The organism is Flavobacterium ammonificans, from assembly GCF_020885975.1.
Lineage (GTDB): Bacteria > Bacteroidota > Bacteroidia > Flavobacteriales > Flavobacteriaceae > Flavobacterium > Flavobacterium ammonificans.
This window is the reverse complement of sequence record NZ_AP025183.1, coordinates 68909-86201: the sequence shown is the minus strand read 5'-3', so window position 1 is coordinate 86201 and position 17293 is coordinate 68909. Positions and strand designations below refer to the sequence as shown.

The 17293-nt window shown below is 36.0% G+C and carries 17 protein-coding genes and 1 tRNA gene; 6 read left to right on the top strand and 12 right to left on the bottom strand.

Annotated elements, in window-relative coordinates:
- Position 1: 1 nt before the first annotated feature.
- On the bottom strand, positions 2-385 hold the full coding sequence (locus LPC23_RS00385; RefSeq protein ID WP_229330182.1) for a DUF983 domain-containing protein: 384 nt from the start codon (positions 383-385) through the stop codon (positions 2-4).
- A gap of 64 nt (positions 386-449) precedes the next feature.
- On the opposite strand from LPC23_RS00385, the gene abc-f reads away from it, so the two are divergent.
- Positions 450-2357, top strand: coding sequence for a ribosomal protection-like ABC-F family protein (gene abc-f, locus LPC23_RS00380; RefSeq protein WP_229330181.1), 1908 nt, complete (start codon positions 450-452; stop codon positions 2355-2357).
- Between the two features lie 44 nt (positions 2358-2401).
- Here abc-f and LPC23_RS00375 read toward each other — a convergent pair whose 3' ends face one another.
- Positions 2402-3553, bottom strand: a complete 1152-nt coding sequence (locus LPC23_RS00375) for a peptidogalycan biosysnthesis protein (RefSeq protein WP_229330179.1) — start codon at positions 3551-3553, stop codon at positions 2402-2404.
- Between the two features lie 171 nt (positions 3554-3724).
- On the opposite strand from LPC23_RS00375, the gene LPC23_RS00370 reads away from it, so the two are divergent.
- The gene (locus tag LPC23_RS00370) at positions 3725-3883 is read left to right on the top strand and encodes a lmo0937 family membrane protein (RefSeq protein ID WP_229325404.1); all 159 of its coding nucleotides are present in this window, start codon (positions 3725-3727) and stop codon (positions 3881-3883) included.
- A 17-nt stretch (positions 3884-3900) separates the two neighbouring features.
- Entirely contained in the window at positions 3901-4131 is a 231-nt protein-coding gene (locus tag LPC23_RS00365; RefSeq protein ID WP_229330177.1) for a YtxH domain-containing protein, read from the top strand.
- Positions 4132-4280: 149 nt separating this feature from the next.
- Here the strand turns inward: LPC23_RS00365 and LPC23_RS00360 are convergent, their stop codons facing one another.
- From LPC23_RS00360 to LPC23_RS00350, 3 genes are all read right to left on the bottom strand, one after another.
- Entirely contained in the window at positions 4281-5750 is a 1470-nt protein-coding gene (locus LPC23_RS00360) for a magnesium chelatase ATPase subunit I (protein WP_229330175.1), read from the bottom strand.
- A 16-nt stretch (positions 5751-5766) separates the two neighbouring features.
- Complete coding sequence (locus LPC23_RS00355; RefSeq protein WP_229330173.1) at positions 5767-6885, bottom strand: vWA domain-containing protein; 1119 nt, start codon at positions 6883-6885, stop codon at positions 5767-5769.
- Between the two features lie 339 nt (positions 6886-7224).
- Positions 7225-7297, bottom strand: a tRNA-Met gene (locus tag LPC23_RS00350).
- A 118-nt stretch (positions 7298-7415) separates the two neighbouring features.
- On the opposite strand from LPC23_RS00350, the gene era reads away from it, so the two are divergent.
- The 3 genes from era to LPC23_RS00335 all read left to right on the top strand — a co-directional run bounded on the left by era (position 7416) and on the right by LPC23_RS00335 (position 10623).
- Positions 7416-8297 (top strand): GTPase Era, encoded by an 882-nt coding sequence (gene era / locus LPC23_RS00345; RefSeq protein ID WP_229330171.1) that lies wholly within the window; start codon positions 7416-7418, stop codon positions 8295-8297.
- A 166-nt stretch (positions 8298-8463) separates the two neighbouring features.
- Positions 8464-9774, top strand: coding sequence for a ribosome biogenesis GTPase Der (gene der / locus LPC23_RS00340; RefSeq protein ID WP_229330169.1), 1311 nt, complete (start codon positions 8464-8466; stop codon positions 9772-9774).
- A gap of 60 nt (positions 9775-9834) precedes the next feature.
- Positions 9835-10623, top strand: coding sequence for an SDR family oxidoreductase (locus tag LPC23_RS00335; protein WP_229330167.1), 789 nt, complete (start codon positions 9835-9837; stop codon positions 10621-10623).
- 41 nt (positions 10624-10664) lie between these two features.
- Here LPC23_RS00335 and LPC23_RS00330 read toward each other — a convergent pair whose 3' ends face one another.
- The 7 genes from LPC23_RS00330 to LPC23_RS00300 all read right to left on the bottom strand — a co-directional run bounded on the left by LPC23_RS00330 (position 10665) and on the right by LPC23_RS00300 (position 17121).
- Positions 10665-13235: a TonB-dependent receptor gene (locus LPC23_RS00330; RefSeq protein ID WP_229330165.1), complete on the bottom strand. Its 2571-nt coding sequence runs from the start codon at positions 13233-13235 to the stop codon at positions 10665-10667.
- A gap of 221 nt (positions 13236-13456) precedes the next feature.
- Complete coding sequence (locus LPC23_RS00325; RefSeq protein ID WP_229330162.1) at positions 13457-13870, bottom strand: RrF2 family transcriptional regulator; 414 nt, start codon at positions 13868-13870, stop codon at positions 13457-13459.
- A gap of 55 nt (positions 13871-13925) precedes the next feature.
- Positions 13926-14723 (bottom strand): TPM domain-containing protein, encoded by a 798-nt coding sequence (locus LPC23_RS00320; protein WP_229330160.1) that lies wholly within the window; start codon positions 14721-14723, stop codon positions 13926-13928.
- Positions 14723-15160 carry a TPM domain-containing protein gene (locus LPC23_RS00315; RefSeq protein ID WP_229330157.1) on the bottom strand — a complete coding sequence of 146 codons (438 nt, stop codon included), beginning with the start codon at positions 15158-15160 and terminating at the stop codon, positions 14723-14725. Before LPC23_RS00315 ends, LPC23_RS00320 begins: the two co-directional genes overlap by 1 nt.
- 19 nt (positions 15161-15179) lie before the next feature.
- Positions 15180-15773 (bottom strand): LemA family protein, encoded by a 594-nt coding sequence (locus LPC23_RS00310; protein WP_229330155.1) that lies wholly within the window; start codon positions 15771-15773, stop codon positions 15180-15182.
- 38 nt (positions 15774-15811) lie between these two features.
- Positions 15812-16144, bottom strand: a complete 333-nt coding sequence (locus LPC23_RS00305) for a MerR family transcriptional regulator (RefSeq protein WP_229330153.1) — start codon at positions 16142-16144, stop codon at positions 15812-15814.
- Positions 16144-17121, bottom strand: a complete 978-nt coding sequence (locus LPC23_RS00300; protein ID WP_229330151.1) for a M23 family metallopeptidase — start codon at positions 17119-17121, stop codon at positions 16144-16146. Before LPC23_RS00300 ends, LPC23_RS00305 begins: the two co-directional genes overlap by 1 nt.
- Positions 17122-17293: the final 172 nt, after the last annotated feature.

Sequence of the window (17293 nt, the reverse complement as noted above, 5' to 3'; positions counted from 1 at the left end):
TTTATTGCTTAGCTGCGTTTGGATCATATGAAATAAACATATTAATGTAGATATTTCTTGCCCAACGCACCACAAATGGGAATGCTAGTACTACCATTCCAATGATGGCGAAAAAACTTTGCACCAGGTCCAAGCTTAAAAACACATTTGCTATAATAAATGCCGCAACACCTACCGCTACATTCAAAGCATAACTGACATACATAGCGCCATAAAAGAAAGAAGGTTCAATTTGATATTTCAAACCGCAATGGCTGCAATTTTCATTCATTTTGAGGACTTTTCCAAGATGTAGCGGATTTTTATCCTCATACATGCTTTCATTTTGACATTTAGGACAACTTCCTGTTAAAATACTATTTAGTTTGGATCCTTTTTTTAACATTTGCAAAAATTTTTAACAAAGGTACATTATTTTAAAAGTACCAATGTAACATTAGTCACAAACTATGCTTAATATCCACAATTTATCCGTTTCATTCGGAGGTTCTTATTTATTTGAAGAAGTTACTTTTCGCCTTGGTGCCGGAGACCGAGTTGGTCTTGTAGGTAAAAATGGCGCTGGAAAGTCTACCATGCTAAAAATTTTAGCACGCGATTTTGCTCCAGATTCAGGAAGTATCGCCCAAGAGAAAGAAATTCGAATGGGTTTTCTGCGTCAAGATATCGACTTTGAACAAGGAAGAACGGTTTTGGAAGAAGCCTACGAAGCGTTCACCGAAATTAAAATTGTAGAAAAAAAGCTAGAAGAAATTAATCATCAATTGGTTACTCGAACCGATTATGAAAGTGAAGAATACTCCCAAATTATTGAAGATTTATCTGACTATACCCACCGATTTGAATTATTAGGCGGCTACAATTATGTGGGCGATACCGAAAAAATTCTGTTGGGTTTAGGATTTAAAAGAGAGGTTTTCAATAATCAAACTGAAACTTTCTCTGGAGGTTGGAGAATGCGTATTGAATTGGCTAAATTATTATTGCAATCCAATGATATTTTACTACTGGATGAGCCAACGAATCACTTGGATATTGAGAGTATCATTTGGCTAGAAGGATTTTTACGTAATTTCCCTGGTGTGGTGGTGATTGTTTCGCACGACAAAATGTTTTTGGACAATGTGACCAATAGAACTATCGAAATTTCGTTAGGGAAAGCTTATGATTTCAACAAACCCTATTCACAGTATTTGGAATTACGTCATGAAATTCGCGAAAAGCAATTGGCTACCCAAAAAAATCAAGCCAAAAAAATTGAGGAAACGGAAAAGTTGATTGAGAAGTTCCGTGCCAAAGCATCCAAAGCTTCGATGGCGCAATCCTTAATTAAAAAATTGGATAAAGTTGAACGTATTGAGGTGGACGAAGATGATAATTCTGTGATGAATATTTCTTTTCCTGTGTCTAAAGAACCAGGTAGAGTAGTAGTAGAGGCAGAAAATGTAACAAAAAGTTACGGCGATAAAACGATTCTTAAAGACATCAATTTATTGGTTGAACGCGGAAGCAAAATTGCTTTTGTGGGACAAAATGGCCAAGGAAAATCGACTTTTATTAAGGCGATTGTAAATGAGTTTGAATACGAAGGCACCATTAAATTGGGACATAATGTGCAGTTGGGTTATTTTGCTCAAAATCAAGCTGAATATTTGGATGGCGAAATCACTTTACTTCAGACGATGGAAGATGCCGCTATGGATACGAATCGCTCTAAAGTACGCGATATGTTGGGTTCTTTCTTGTTTCGCGGTGACGATGTAGAAAAGAAGGTAAAAGTGCTTTCTGGAGGCGAAAGAAACCGTTTAGCGTTGTGTAAATTGTTGTTGCAACCGATTAACGTGTTGTTGATGGATGAGCCAACGAACCACTTGGATATCAAATCTAAAAATGTGTTGAAAGCCGCTTTGCAAAAATTTGGAGGAACCTTATTGTTGGTTTCTCACGATAGGGATTTCTTGCAAGGGATGTCTAACATTGTGTACGAATTCAAAGACCAAAAAATAAAAGAATATTTAGGAGACATCAACTATTTCTTGGAGCAACGCAATTTAGAAAACATGCGTGAAGTCGAGAAAAAAGACATCGCTAAAAAAGAGGCGCCTAAAGAAAACAAAAAAGTATCCTACGAAGACCAGAAAAAAGGGAAAACTCTTCAAAATAAATTAAGTAAGATTGAAAGTCAAATCCAGCAATTGGAAAAAGACATTCAACACGACGATAAAATGTTAGCGTCCAATTACGACAAACATATTGAAGACGCTTCATTCTTTAACGCTTATAATAAAAAGAAAGCCGACTTAGATCAATTGCTTTTGGATTGGGAAATCGTTCAGGAAGAGATTGATAATTTGTAGTTCAATTTGTTCGTGCCTTAGCGCCTTAGCGGCAAAACAAAAATTTAATCCTGAAAAGGATGTCGCTCTTTCCAAATCGTTTCTGGCTCTAAATAGCGAAAAAAGAAATCCAAACGTCTGTTGATGAATTTGTTGTCGTGGCGCATCATGCCATACATTTTCAAAGGAGTTGCGCCAACCGAACTTTTAATTTCAAGCGCTGTTCGGGCAAAAATAATTGTCTTAAATTGCTCTTTAATGGCATAGCCAATCATATCGTACAACATATTTAAATACAGCATTTTCTCTCTTTGAACACTGTTGTCATAGCCTAAAAAGTAGGTATCTAAATCACTGCCGTTTTTAATTAAAGTATTGAAACCAATTAATTTTTCGTTTTCAAAATACCCATAGAACAAAAAGTTTTCTTGAAGCTGTTCTTTGAAAACCGCAAAATGATTTTTAGGAAGAAAGAAGGTGTTGAAAGGCGCACTTTGGGCTACATGGTAATACAAATCATAGATTACTTCTTCTTGTGCAATAATTTCTTCTAAAGACAATTGTCTTTTGGTTAATCCAGCAGCTTTTTTTCTAGCACGTTTGTATTGGTCACGGTATTTTTTGGATAAGGCTGCTACATAATCTTCTTCAGTTTTCCATAGGTCACTCACCGCGAAAAGCATATTCGGTTGGGTTGTAAAACGCAAATAGGGATCAAATTCTGGTATTTCAAAAAGGGGTAATTCGTCTTCGCAAAAATCTTTTAACGAACATAGATGTACTTTCGTTCCTCTTTTTTTGAAAATTTCTTTGAGCGCTAAAACAGCTTTTTTTAAAGTTTTTAAAACCTCAGTTCTGTTGGCGTTTTCCGAAATTATAAAAGCGTTTTGTCCTGTTAAGGTATTGTTGCCTATTAATAATATATGGGAACAAAAATTCTTAAAGGCAATATTACGTAGGGATGATTTGATGCATTGATCTCGGTCTCCAAAAGATTCCAATTGGTTCAAATCTAAAAATTGAGAAACGGCTATCCCAACTAAATCTTCGTCCTCAAATAAACCTATAAAATGGCAGCTCATATTAGCAGGAGCTGATTTTTCAAGAATAGTAAGGTACTCTCTCGATAAGAAAATTGTAGCAACGGCCAACTCATTCCATTTTTCAGGAAGTTGAGTAGTGGAAGAATAGATTTGGTACGAATAATTACTTTTCAAAAGGAAAGAGATATTTTTTCAAAAATACTAATTAAGAACTAAAATATATCGGTTTTAAATACTTCTTTTTGAATATAATCGGATAATCATGTTTGTTTAACGAAATAGATTTCTATTCTTGAAAATAGGAGTTACTTTTAATTTAGTTGAACAGTAAACTAGTAAAATATCATGGGAAATTTTTTATATATTTTAGCCTTAGTGCTTATATTATTATGGATTATTGGGTTTTTAGGATACGGAGTAGGTGGTTTGATTCACGCTCTTTTGGTTATTGCCATAATCTCTTTCTTATTGCGATTTATTCAAGGAAATAAATATAAAAGTTAATTTAATACATTATAATCATGGAATCAAACAAAGTAGTAGTAGGAGTTATAGCAGGAGTTGCTATCGGGGCCTTAGTGGGAGTATTATTTGCACCAGCTAAAGGATCTAAAACCAGAAAAAAGGTAATGAATAAAGCTACGGCTTATAAGGATGAATTACAGTCAAAAATAGAAGATTTAGTTCATGGAGTTTCGGAACAATACGACTCTTTATTGACAGATGCTCATAGTGCAAATTCTAGTCTTTAATTGTAATTGTCGTTAAGTGGAATTGTATTTGATACAAATACTAGATCTATTGGTTTAGATGTACCTATTTGTATTAGATGTAAAAAACCCTCAAGAGTTTTCTTGAGGGTTTTTATTTTGTACTTAATAACCAGTATGGTTGAATTACTTTAACTATTCAATTTGTTGATGTAATTACTATACAAGTCTTTTATTTGGTAGCCTTTTTCAAAGCGGTCTTTACTTAATTTGTCGTATTCTACTAATCCCCATAAAATAAATTCTTTTAAAAAGTAGCGATCTTCTTTTGGGAAATCAGCTTGGTATTTCTCAATTAAATCATTTAATGGTAGAATAGCGTCTAAAGTTTTTTGATACTCTTCATCCGATGAATCATCGAGCAATTCAAAACCGGTTTCGGCAAAAAACCATTCCAGTAGTTGCGCATACGGACTTGACTCCACATCGCGTTCTAGTTTCTCAATTTTTGGAAAAAATGCAGGAAAGAAAGTGTGAATCGCATCGCCAATTAAATGTTGGGCAACGGCTGCAGCTCCCTCTTGTTCGCCTTCGTAGACCAATTCTACTTTTCCAGTAATAGCTGGAATAATTCCCATAAAATCAGATAATCGCACGGTAGTCGTTTCTGTCCCCGATTGTAGTGATCTGCGTTCCGCTGTACTCAATAATGTTTCATAGGCAGTAATGCTTAAACGAGCACTTACGCCACTTTTACTATCTATGAATTCACTTTCTCTGGCTTCAAAACTGATTTGTTCTAATAGATCTTTTGCTAAAGACGGCACGTGAATTGTTTCTGATTGTTGGCTAAGCAATTTTGCTTCTTGTTGGGTAATCGCTCTTGCAATGGCAATTGTTTCTGGATAATGCGTCAGAATTTGAGAGCCAATTCTATCTTTAAGCGGAGTTACAATACTACCACGATTGGTATAATCTTCAGGATTGGCTGTAAATATAAATTGTAAATCCAAAGCCAATCTCAATTTAAATCCACGGATTTGAATATCGCCTTCTTGTAGAATATTAAACAAGGCCACTTGAATGCGCGCTTGTAAATCAGGTAATTCATTGATGACAAAAATACAGCGGTTGGCTCTCGGAATCATTCCAAAATGAATTACACGATCATCAGCATAAGAGAGTTTTAATGTAGCCGCTTTGATGGGGTCAATATCTCCAATAAGATCCGCTACGGTCACATCTGGAGTAGCTAGTTTTTCGAAAAATCGTTCCGAGCGGTGCAGCCATTGAATAGGAGTAGCGTCCCCTTTTTCAGCAATGAGATCTTTGGCAAAACGAGAAAGAGGATTCAAAGGATCGTCGTTAATTTCAGAACCTGCCACCACTGGAATATATTCGTCCAGCAATTCAATCATTTTGCGTGCCATGCGCGTTTTGGCTTGACCACGAAGTCCTAATAAATTGATATTATGTCTCGATAAAATAGCTCGTTCCAGTTCTGGAATTACGGTGTTTTCAAATCCGTGAACACCTTCAAAAGCCACTTCTCCCGCTTTGATTTTGTTGCGAAGGTTGTCTCGTAATTCGTCTTTTATATTTTTCGATTGGTAGCCGTAGCGTTTTAATTCGCCTAAGGTATTGATGTTGTCTATTGTCATATTGCTGTTCAATTGTCTAATTAATTTTCTTTTTTCGGTTGGTTTCGTAATCTTCAAAAATCATTTCTCCCAAACCTTTTAAGCCGGTATAAAACGCTTTTCCTTGATTGGCTTCGGTAAACTGATTTACAAATTGTTGTAAATAAGGATCACTCGCAATCATAAAAGTGGTAATAGGAATGTGCAATTTTCTTGCCTGAGCCGCTTGATTGTAGCATTGCTCTGTTATGTACGGATCCAATCCATTGCTGTTCATGTAATAGTCGCCGTTTTTCTCTCTTACACAACTTGGTTTCCCGTCAGTGATCATGAAAATTTGTTTGTTGGTATTTCGTTTTCTTCGCAGGATGTCCATAGCTAATTGCAATCCAGCAACCGTATTGGTGTGATAAGGACCCACTTGCAAATACGGCAAATCTTTTATTTTAATCGGCCAAGCATCATTCCCAAAAACTAAAATATCAATCGTGTCTTTTGGGTAGCGCGTAGTGATTAACTCAGCTAATGCCATGGCTACTTTTTTGGCAGGAGTAATTCGGTCTTCGCCATACAAAATCATACTATGACTGATGTCAATCATTAAAACGGTACTCATTTGTGCTTTGAATTTGGACTCTTCCACAATCAAATCGTTCTCCGTGAGTTTGAATTTGTCTAAGCCATTATTGATTTGCGCATTGCGTAAACTCTCGGTTATCGATATGCTATCCAATCCATCTCCAAAGCGGTATTCTCTGAATTCTCCAGTTTGTTCATCGCCTTTTCCTGAAGATTTGGTATTGTGACTTCCTGTTTTGGATTGTTTCAGGTTACCAAAAATTTGATCTAAGGCTTGTTGGCGAATCGCGCGTTCTGTTTTGGAGGTGATTTTTGTGCCCGAGTTGCCGTCTCCATCGACTTCTTCTTTGATGTAGCCTTTTTTCTTTAAATCTTCAACAAAATCATCAATCGTATAGTTCGCATCAGTTAGTTTATATTCTACATCCAATTGGCGCAACCAATCAATAGCTTCATCAAAATCACCAGAGGTATGTGTGATTAATTCTTTGAAAATTTTAAACAGCTTTTCAAACGGAGTCTCAAAGGGAGCTTCGTAGGGCTTGAAGAAAAAACCTTTTGTAGTATTCTTTTTCATAATCGTTAAAATTAAAGTTTATTAATCAGAATAAAATAGAACGACTATTAATTTTTAGTTAAAAGCTAGATTTTTTAATTGGGAATTAAAGGCATAAAAAAACCTCAAAATTGCTTTTGAGGTTTGACTTAGTAGCGGGAACAGTCCCGAAGTTTCGGGAGAACCAGTGATTGATTTTTGTGCATAAAAAAACCTCAAAATTACTTTTGAGGTTTTGTCTTAGTAGACTATTCAGACCAAAAAATCGAATCTTTAGTTGACGAAATGGAAGATTTTATAGACTTATTTGAGTCCATAAAAAAACCTCAAGATTTCTCTTGAGGTCATTGGTACAACTAGTAGCGGGAACAGGACTCGAACCTGTGACCTTCGGGTTATGAGCCCGACGAGCTGCCTACTGCTCTATCCCGCGATGTTTCGAGTGCAAATATACAACCAAATTTGACTATTGCAACAAAAAAAATTAAAAAATCTTTTATTTCTTCTATTAGCTTGATATAACTACCTTTGCAAAAAATAAAAAGCAGTAAATGGCACACAAAGCAGGTTTTGTAAATATCATTGGAAATCCAAACGTAGGAAAATCAACCTTAATGAACGCTTTCGTTGGCGAAAGGTTGTCTATTATCACTTCTAAAGCACAAACGACGCGTCATAGAATTCTAGGAATTGTCAACGGAGAAGATTTTCAATTGGTTTTGTCAGACACACCTGGAATCATCAAACCCGCTTATGAAATGCAGGAATCGATGATGAACTTTGTGAAGTCGGCTTTTGAAGACGCGGATATTTTGATTTATATGGTCGAAATTGGCGAACAAGAATTAAAAGACGATGCCTTTTTTAATAAAATCATCCACGCCAAAATTCCGGTCTTGTTGTTATTAAACAAAATCGATAATTCGAATCAAGAACAATTGGAGGAGCAAGTGGCTTTTTGGACGGCAAAAGTTCCCAATGCCGAAATTTTTCCAATTTCCGCTTTGCAAAATTTCAATGTGCCTGAAGTTTTTGGACGCATCATCGAATTGCTTCCCGAATCGCCAGCCTATTATCCAAAAGACCAATTGACGGACAAACCGGAACGTTTCTTTGTGAACGAAACCATTCGGGAAAAAATCTTGTTGAATTACAGCAAAGAGATTCCGTATGCGGTTGAAATCGTAACCGAAGAATTCTTTGAAGATGAAAATATCATTCGCATTCGTTCATTGATTATGGTGGAACGCGATACCCAAAAAGGAATCATCATTGGTCACAAAGGCGCCGCTTTGAAAAAAGTAGGAATAGATTCTCGTGCCGATTTAGAGAAGTTCTTTGGCAAACAAATCCACATTGAATTGTATGTCAAAGTCAATAAAAATTGGCGAAGCAATGCCAATATGTTAAAACGTTTTGGATACAACCAATAATTTTTTTGGCGTGACCACAAGGGTCAGGCTATCCGTTTCAATCTTTTTAAGTTGCCTTCGAGAACCTCAGTCAACTTAAAAAGGATTTCCACTACTATCCTTCACGCACCACCATAGTAGCATATAAAATAATAGCGTACCTTTGCACAATATTTGAAATTAGATTATGAATAACATAGTAGCCATAGTAGGGAGACCTAACGTAGGAAAATCGACCCTTTTTAATCGTTTAATTCAACGAAGAGAAGCTATTGTAGATTCAGTTTCAGGGGTAACCCGAGATAGAAACTACGGAAAAAGTGAGTGGAACGGAAAAGAGTTTTCTGTTATTGATACAGGAGGATATGTGCGTGGATCGGATGATGTATTCGAGGGTGAGATTCGTAAACAAGTAGAATTAGCAATCGATGAGGCTGATGTAATCATCTTTGTGGTTGATGTGGAAGAAGGGATTACGCCTATGGACGAAACGGTAGCCAAGTTATTACGCAAAGTTACTAAACCGGTTTTGTTAGCTGTAAATAAGGTGGACAATGCCATGCGTGAGAAGGATGCGGTAGAGTTTTATAATCTTGGTTTAGGCGATTATTTCACTTTTGCGAGTATTTCAGGAAGTGGAACGGGAGATTTGTTAGATGCTTTAATTGATGCTTTTCCTGAAAAACCAGAACCAAAAGAAGAAGATAAAGAATTGCCTCGTTTTGCTGTGGTAGGAAGACCCAATGCAGGGAAATCGAGTTTTATCAACGCGTTAATTGGTCAAGACCGCTTCATGGTGACTGATATTGCTGGAACAACTCGTGATGCCATTGATACTAAATTTGACCGTTTTGGGTTTGAGTTCAACTTAGTGGATACGGCTGGAATTCGTCGTAAAGCGAAAGTGAAAGAAGATTTAGAATTTTATTCGGTCATGCGTTCTGTAAGAGCCATTGAGCATGCGGATGTTTGTATCTTGATTATCGACGCTACCCGAGGATTTGAAGGACAAGATCAAAGTATTTTTTGGCTGGCTGAGAAAAACCGTAAAGGAGTCGTGATTTTAGTAAACAAATGGGATTTAGTTGAAAAAGATACCATGTCTACCCGCGATTACGAAGAAAAAATTAGAAAAGAGTTAATGCCGTTTACTGATGTGCCTATTCTTTTTGTTTCGGCTTTGACTAAACAACGTTTGTTAAAAGCATTAGAGGCTACGGTTCAGGTATATGAAAATAGACAACAACGTATTCCAACATCTAAATTCAATGAATTCATGTTGAAAGTAATTGAAGCGTATCCGCCACCAGCTACCAAAGGGAAATATGTGAAAATTAAGTATTGCATGCAGTTACCGACGCAAACGCCACAGTTTGTATTCTTTGCTAACTTGCCGCAATATGTAAAAGAACCTTATAAAAGGTATTTGGAAAATAAAATAAGAGAAAAATGGGACTTCTCTGGAGTGCCAATTGATATATATATTAGAGAAAAATAATTTGAAAGTCCTGTTTTGTCGGGACTTTTTTATATTTATTAACTAAAAATAGGTTAAAAAATGAAATTAAACAATAAAGTCATTTGGATTACAGGAGCATCAAGTGGAATAGGAGAGGCCTTAGCTCATGCCTTAATTACCAAAAAATGTAGGTTGATTATATCAGCTCGAAATGAATCAGCCCTACAAGCTTTCAAAGCTAATTATCCTACTGATCAAGTTCAAGTGTTGCCTTTTGATTTATTGGATTTTGACAATGCATCAATTGTAGTAGCTAAAGCGATTTCTTTTTTTGGAAAAGTAGATGTCTTAGTTAATAATGGGGGAATTAGTCAGCGGTCTTTAATTGCTGAAACGGATTTCAACGTTGACAGAAGAATTATGGATGTTGATTATTTTGGAACCATTGCATTAACTAAGGCACTTTTACCTCATTTTATACAAAATCAGTCGGGTCATTATGTAACGGTTACCAGTTTGATGGGGAAATTTGGAGCACCATATCGTTCTGGCTATTGTGCAGCAAAACACGCTTTGCACGGTTATTTTGATGTATTGCGCATGGAACACGAAAAAGATGGTATAGAGGTGACTCTAGTTTGTCCAGGATTTGTTCAAACTAATGTAGCGATTAATGCCTTAACCGCCGATGGTAGTCCTCAGGCTAAAAATAGTGAATCAACTGAAAACGGAATGGAATTGTCTGAATTCATACCTAAAATGATTCGAGCGATAGAACGAAAGAAATTTGAAGTTTATATTGCTAAAAACGAGATATTAGGAGTCTATTTTAAACGTTTTTTACCGAAGTATTTACATAAACTAGTTGTTAAAAGTAAAGTTCGATAATAAATAAAAAGTGCTACTCTAGAGTAGCACTTTTTGTTATATTATAAGTTGTAACGAAGTGTGAGTCCGAAAGTTCTTTGATCTCCCAATACTCCGGCATAATGCCCTGCATTTCCTGCGGCTGGTAACAATTGTTCAAAATAGTTTTTGTCCAATAGATTTCTACCCCATAGGTACACAGACAGCCCTTCTGAGGCTCTAAATCCAATTCGTCCGTTAAAGATACTATACCCCTGGATATTCAAATATTTTGAAGGAGTGGCACTGGACGAAAAGCTAGATCTTGAATACGAATCAATTGCTAAAAAGAATCGTCCTTGGTTTCCGAAAAATTGACCTTCTTTAGACAAATCTCCTCCAAGAGAGCCAATCCATTTTGAAATACCTGGTAATTGACCCCCCGAAACATCTTTGGAAAAAACAGAAACCCCATTCACTTTCAAACCTGTTTCTTCTAAAGGTAAAGGTGCGTTTTTGAAACTAACATAGTGACCTTCATTATAGGTTAATGCCGCATTGAACGATAAATATTGGCTGATAGTGATTCTTGAATCGGCTTCAAATCCACGAACTCTTACTTTTTCTGCATTAGCAAGATATCCACGGTTTAATGTAGGGTCTTCACTTTGTACTAAGGTTTGGTAGTTGTCAATATCGGTATTAAAAACAGTCAAGTTGATTGTAGTGTTGTTAAAAGGTGTTGATTTAATTCCAATTTCATAATGATTTACTTTTTCTGGTTTTATTTTAGCCAATGCTATAATTGGGCCGTTAGCATCTGACGGAATTCCACCTAAATTAATTCCCACTGGTTTGTAGCTATTAGCAAAGGTGGCGAAAGTGTTGATTTTCTCTGATACTTTGTAGGCTACAGTTAGGTTGCCTGAAAAGTTAGTGTCTTCTACATCCACTTTAAAGGCTTGATCAGAATACACTTTTTTCTTTATGGCTAATAATGCAGTATTTGTTGTTTGAAGTCCGCCGTACGTAGTTCTACTATAATCAATTTTTTTCGAATCATAGTTATAACGCAAACCAGTTAACAAGTGTAACTTATCCGTAATCTCCCAATCAGTTTGACCAAAAATAGCTCCACTCACAGTATTTAAAGTAGATTTAGTTTTGAATCCATAGCCATTAAATAAACCAGCGGTTTGCCAAAGTGGATCAGTTGAATCTTGTGAGAAACGCCATTGTGCAGCCCCTGATTCTTCGATATGGTATGGATCTGTTTTTAAATCTTGTCCAATTCCAAAAACACCTATAACTCCTGTTACTTTGGATAAAAATGTTCCTGCATAGCGAATTTCTTGTGACCATTGTTGGTGTTTTGAAGTAGCTTGCGACAAACGTAATACAGACAATCCTGTAAAATCTCTATCGTTTGACGGATCCCAATTCCAGAAACGCCAAGCTGAGGTGGCTGTTAATTTTCCATTTCCAATTTTACTATTAATGTTCAAAGAGGCACCACCTAAATCCTGCCCAGAACGCCATGGTGTATCGTGATCGATTTTTCTGTCAAACGGATTAGTACTTGGTAAACTATAGCCTAACGAACTGATGATGTTATGGAATTGGCGGTAAGCAGCTCTGTTAGTTTGTACCACTCCTGCAACTACTTGCGCATAACCATCGGGTCTTTGTTTAGAATAATCAACAGCTAGAGTAATATCTGTATTTTCGGTTGGTGTATACAACAATTGGCCTCGTACTCCTTGGTTGTTTAAATCGTTAACCGATTTTCCGGTTACTACGTTTTCCAATAATCCATCACGTTGTGTTCCTGAGAAAGACAATCTAGCAGCAATTTTTTTGCTTAGAGCTCCTGTAATGGAAGCTTTTGCCTGAATGAAACCATAATTACCATAGCTCAATTCAAAGTTGGCGCCCGATGTAAAACTCGCTTTTCTACTCGTCACGTTAAAAGCTCCAGCAGTAGTATTTTTACCAAAAAGTGTTCCTTGTGGACCGCGTAAAACTTCAATTTGATCCACATCAACAAAATCAAGCGTGGTTGCAGCAGGACGGGCATAATACACTCCGTCAACATAGAATCCTACGCCAGGATCAATTCCGTCATTGGTTAAACCAAAAGTAGAACCAAGTCCTCTAATATTGATGGTCGTATTTCTTGGATTTGAAGAATACAATTGTACAGAAGGTACTAACTCTTTTAAACGGTTCACATTAAATGCTCCCGCTTGTTCAGCTTGTCTTCCACCTACAACAGAGATCGGTATAGGCACATTCTGTGCTTTTTCAATTCTACGTCTGGAGGTGATCACTACATCATTCAATTGATTTTCACTTTTCAAAATGATTTCAATAGGACTAGTTGGTAAAGCTGTAAATCGAACCTCAGCGGTTTGGTGTCCCACATATTGAACAATTAAAGTAAAAGGTAGTTTTTCTCGAGTGTCAATAGTGAATTTTCCATTGTTATCTGATACGGTATTATACTTCGTACCTTTAATCAGTACATTGGCCAATTCTAAAGGTTGGTTGTTTTTATCTTTCACTATTCCTTCTACATCAGCTTGCCCAAAAAGAGTAGTGGTAATTAGTAAAATAAGACTTGAAATTAAGTTTTGTAAAGTATTGTTTTTCATTGTATTTTAATTATATGTAAATAGTCGAGTTTAAAAATATTTTTTTTTGAACTAGCTTAAGCACATACAATTGTTAGAATAGATTAGTTTACTTTGATATTTTCTGATTTTTTTCTTACTTATTAGTAGGATAGCACTTTTCATAATTGAATATAATTTTTAATTCGGGTGCAAATGTATAATTAATTCTATAAAATTAGTAGAGTTTATAAAATATTTTTTTATTTTTTTACAAGAGAGGCAATAGTAATGCCTTGCATCGTTTTTAGGGTTTCTTCTCGAATAGCAATTAAACCGTGTCTTAATCCACATTCTGACTCACTTTTACAATCGGAACAAGGTTCGTAAAAATTCAAAGAAGCACATGGGAGTAATGCGATGGCACCATCAAATAATCGATGAATATCAGCCATAGTAATTTCATTTGAGGATTTAATTAAGTAATATCCACCAAATTTTCCTTGTTTACTACCAACCAAATGGGCACGTTTTAAATCCAATAAAATTTGCTCTAAAAACTTTTTAGGTATCGCAGCTGTATCTGCAATTTCAATGGTACGCGCAATATATCCAGGCTCTTGTTGAGCAAGAAATAACAAAGCTTTAAGTGCGTATTTGGTTTTGTGTGAAAGCATCTAATACAGTTATTGGTACAAATATAGTTGGCAATTGATTAGAAATCAAAATAAATTACCAACTTCCACTAGAACCTCCACCAGAGAATCCACCGCCGCCAAAACCTCCTCCGAAGCCTCCGCCACCAAATCCGCCACCTGATGAACCTCCGAAACCGCCTCTGTTGCCGCTGGCTAAGCTGCTTAAAACGAGAATATCTAAAAAACTTGGGCCTCCACCAAAACTGCCTGAACCTCCTGAATTGCCGCCGCCTTTTTTATTTCTTGAAAATAAGATCAAGACAATAACTATGATAACTATAAACGGAAGTATTGGAAAATCTTCGCCTTTCTTTTGTTTTCGTGTTCCTTTGTATTTGCCTTTAAAAACATCTATTATGGCATCAGTTCCTTTGTCCAAGCCTTTGAAATAACTTCCCGCTTTGAATTCGGGTATAATAATATTTCGGATAATTTCACCACCAGTCCCTGCAGTTAATCGATCTTCCAAACCATAACCAGGATTGATGGCTATTTTCTTTTCGGCTTTTGCCAATAAAATAACGACACCATTGTCTTCTTTGGCTTGACCAATTCCCCAAGTTTGCGCCCAGTTGGTAGCTAATTGGCTCACGTCTTCGCCTTTCAAACTTTCAATGGTAACAATGATAATTTGGGTAGTGGTAGAATCCGAATAACGTACGAGTTTTTCTTCTAATTGTGATTTTTCTGTCTTGCTTAGTACTTTGGCATAGTCATAGACCGAAGTTTGAAATTGGGGTTTTTCAGGAATGGTAAATTGAGCCCAACCCCATTGCGTGAATAATAAACAAACGAATACTTTAAAAAAGGGGGTAGTTAAAAATGCTTTCATTATCCTTTTGAGATTTCGTTTGATAATTCGTTAGTGTCGTCATTTTGCCAAGGGAAATAGGTTTTCAATTGTTCGCCTGCTTGCGCAATTCCGTCAATTAATCCTTGTTTGAAGTGGCCTTGTTTGAATTGAGCCGCCATAATTTCTTTGGTACTGTCCCAAAAATCAGTAGCTACCACCTCATTAATTCCTTTATCCCCGCAAATGACAAATTGTTTGTCGGCTATAGCCAAATAAATCAAGACGCCGTTTTGTAATTGCGTTTCATTCATTTTTAATTCATAAAAAACTTCCAAAGCCCTATCAAAAGGCACTTTGGAAGTCGTTTGTTCTATGTGAACTCGTATTTCGCCAGAAGTATTTTTTTCGGCCAAACGAATGGCTTCAACAATTTCGTTTTCGTCTTCTTTGGTTAAAAAAATAGTATCTGGTTGCATATGGAGTTACTGTTTTGAATTAGAATTTTACTTCTACCGGTTTGTCAGCTCCAACAGCAGCTTCAAAATAAGGTTTTTCTTTAAACCCGAACATCCCTGCAAAAAGAGAATTTGGGAACGTTTTGATATGTGTATTATACGGCTTTACCGCTTCGTTGAAACGTGTTCTAGCCGTTAAAATTTGATTTTCCGTGCTTGCCAATTCGTCTTGTAATTTCAAGAAATTTTCATTGGCTTTCAAGTCAGGATATTTTTCCACTGAAACTAATAATTTAGATAAGGAACTACTCACACCGCTTTGTGCTGAGTTGAACGCTGCCAATTGTGCAGGACTTACATTAGTTGGATCAACAGTAATTGAAGTCGCTTTAGCTCTCGCTGAAATAACGGCAGTCAATGTACTTTTTTCAAACTCAGCTGCGCCTTTTACCGTATTTACTAAGTTGCCAATTAAGTCATTTCTTCTTTGATAAGCCGTTTGTACATTTCCCCAAGACTCATTAATGTCTTGCTCATATGTTACCGCTGTGTTGTTGATTCCTTTTATCCAGCTGAAAAGCCCAATTACTACTACAGCCACTATAATCCAAGGTAAGAATTTTTTAAAGTCCATTTTTAATTTAATTTAAGGTTGATTGTTTATTTATTTAATTATAATTCACTTTTTATGCTCAATAATTGTGCCTTAATGGTTTCCAATTTATTGATTATATCAAATTTATCTAAAGTTTTCTTTTGACCTTCTTTCAAATGTGTTTTGGCACCTTCTAAAGTGAAGCCTCTTTCTTTGACCAAATGAAAAATTAATTGAAGATTTTTCACATCTTCAGGGGTAAACATTCGATTGCCTTTGGCATTTTTTTTCGGCTTTAAAATGTCGAATTCGCTATCCCAAAAACGAATAAGTGATGCGTTTACTCCAAAAGCTTTAGCGACTTCGCCAATACTATAATACCTTTTGTCTGCTGATAAATTGATATGCATTAATCTAATGATTGATTTTCTTGATTAGCTAATTTAGAAATGGCAACATATTCCACTGCTGAAATGTTTCCATAATAAAAATTGAGCGGATTTACTACTCTGTTGTTCTTGTGTACTTCGTAATGTAAATGAGGCGCTTCCGATCGACCAGTGCTTCCTACATACCCTATAATATCTCCTCTTTTTACTTTTTGACCTCTGCGCGCTTTGTATTTGCTCAAATGCGCATATAAGGTTTGATAGCCGTAACCGTGCCGAATCACAATATGATTTCCAAATCCCGAAGCGGTGTTGTCAGCTCGAGCTACTACACCATCACCTGTGGCATAAATTGGAGTGCCTGTTTTGGCTGTAAAATCCATCCCTTCGTGCATTTTTCTTGCTTTAGTAAAGGGATCAGAACGGTAACCATATCCAGATGCTATGCGCTTCAAATTTTCATTTTTTACCGGCTGAATAGCTGGAATTGCACTTAGTAAATTGTTTTTTGCCTTGGCAAGTTGTACTATTTCATCCAGCGATTTCGACTGCACTGCTAATGCTTTGGTTAAAATATCGATTCGTTGAGTTGTTTTCTGTACTAATTTTGAGTTGTCATACCCTTCCAATTCAGCATACCTATTTTTTGATTTCATACCCGATTTTCTCTCCTCATCAGAAATAGGTGCGGTATTAAAATACGTTCTATAAATAGTATTGTCTCTTTCTTCTATGGCAGCTGCAACTGCATTTAACTCGTCAATTTTTTTATTTAGAATTGAATAATTCAATTTTAAATTGTCAATTTCTCTTGCTTGTAATCGGTCTTTGGGAGTTTCAAAATAAGGTGTGTTTAATAAAATAACGAAACTTAAAAAACCAAACAATGCTGAAGCCAACAAAAACAGCATAAAAAATCCAAATTTCTTAGTTTTTTTAGTTTTTATTTTTCGATATGCTAGATTTTCAGAATCGTAATAATATTTTACTTTCGACATATTTTAAAATACCCTATTTTTGCACTTCTTAACAAAGTTAGTCGAACAAATTTAATAAATGTTTCATAGGTTCTTTTACTTTTTAGGAATAAAATAACAATTCGAGTTTTGAATATTAACTTAATTGGAGCTCTTGCTGAAATAGTAAAGAGCGACCAATTTGATTTTAATT

Bases quoted from the DNA above. Each gene is read 5' to 3' on its own strand.
- LPC23_RS00385 (WP_229330182.1), bottom strand. From the start codon at position 385: ATGTTAAAAAAAGGATCCAAACTAAATAGTATTTTAACAGGAAGTTGT.
- abc-f (WP_229330181.1), top strand. From the start codon at position 450: ATGCTTAATATCCACAATTTATCCGTTTCATTCGGAGGTTCTTATTTA.
- LPC23_RS00370 (WP_229325404.1), top strand. From the start codon at position 3,725: ATGGGAAATTTTTTATATATTTTAGCCTTAGTGCTTATATTATTATGG.
- LPC23_RS00365 (WP_229330177.1), top strand. From the start codon at position 3,901: ATGGAATCAAACAAAGTAGTAGTAGGAGTTATAGCAGGAGTTGCTATC.
- LPC23_RS00360 (WP_229330175.1), bottom strand. From the start codon at position 5,750: ATGACAATAGACAACATCAATACCTTAGGCGAATTAAAACGCTACGGC.
- LPC23_RS00355 (WP_229330173.1), bottom strand. From the start codon at position 6,885: ATGAAAAAGAATACTACAAAAGGTTTTTTCTTCAAGCCCTACGAAGCT.
- era (WP_229330171.1), top strand. From the start codon at position 7,416: ATGGCACACAAAGCAGGTTTTGTAAATATCATTGGAAATCCAAACGTA.
- der (WP_229330169.1), top strand. From the start codon at position 8,464: ATGAATAACATAGTAGCCATAGTAGGGAGACCTAACGTAGGAAAATCG.
- LPC23_RS00335 (WP_229330167.1), top strand. From the start codon at position 9,835: ATGAAATTAAACAATAAAGTCATTTGGATTACAGGAGCATCAAGTGGA.
- LPC23_RS00330 (WP_229330165.1), bottom strand. From the start codon at position 13,235: ATGAAAAACAATACTTTACAAAACTTAATTTCAAGTCTTATTTTACTA.
- LPC23_RS00325 (WP_229330162.1), bottom strand. From the start codon at position 13,870: ATGCTTTCACACAAAACCAAATACGCACTTAAAGCTTTGTTATTTCTT.
- LPC23_RS00320 (WP_229330160.1), bottom strand. From the start codon at position 14,723: ATGAAAGCATTTTTAACTACCCCCTTTTTTAAAGTATTCGTTTGTTTA.
- LPC23_RS00315 (WP_229330157.1), bottom strand. From the start codon at position 15,160: ATGCAACCAGATACTATTTTTTTAACCAAAGAAGACGAAAACGAAATT.
- LPC23_RS00310 (WP_229330155.1), bottom strand. From the start codon at position 15,773: ATGGACTTTAAAAAATTCTTACCTTGGATTATAGTGGCTGTAGTAGTA.
- LPC23_RS00305 (WP_229330153.1), bottom strand. From the start codon at position 16,144: ATGCATATCAATTTATCAGCAGACAAAAGGTATTATAGTATTGGCGAA.
- LPC23_RS00300 (WP_229330151.1), bottom strand. From the start codon at position 17,121: ATGTCGAAAGTAAAATATTATTACGATTCTGAAAATCTAGCATATCGA.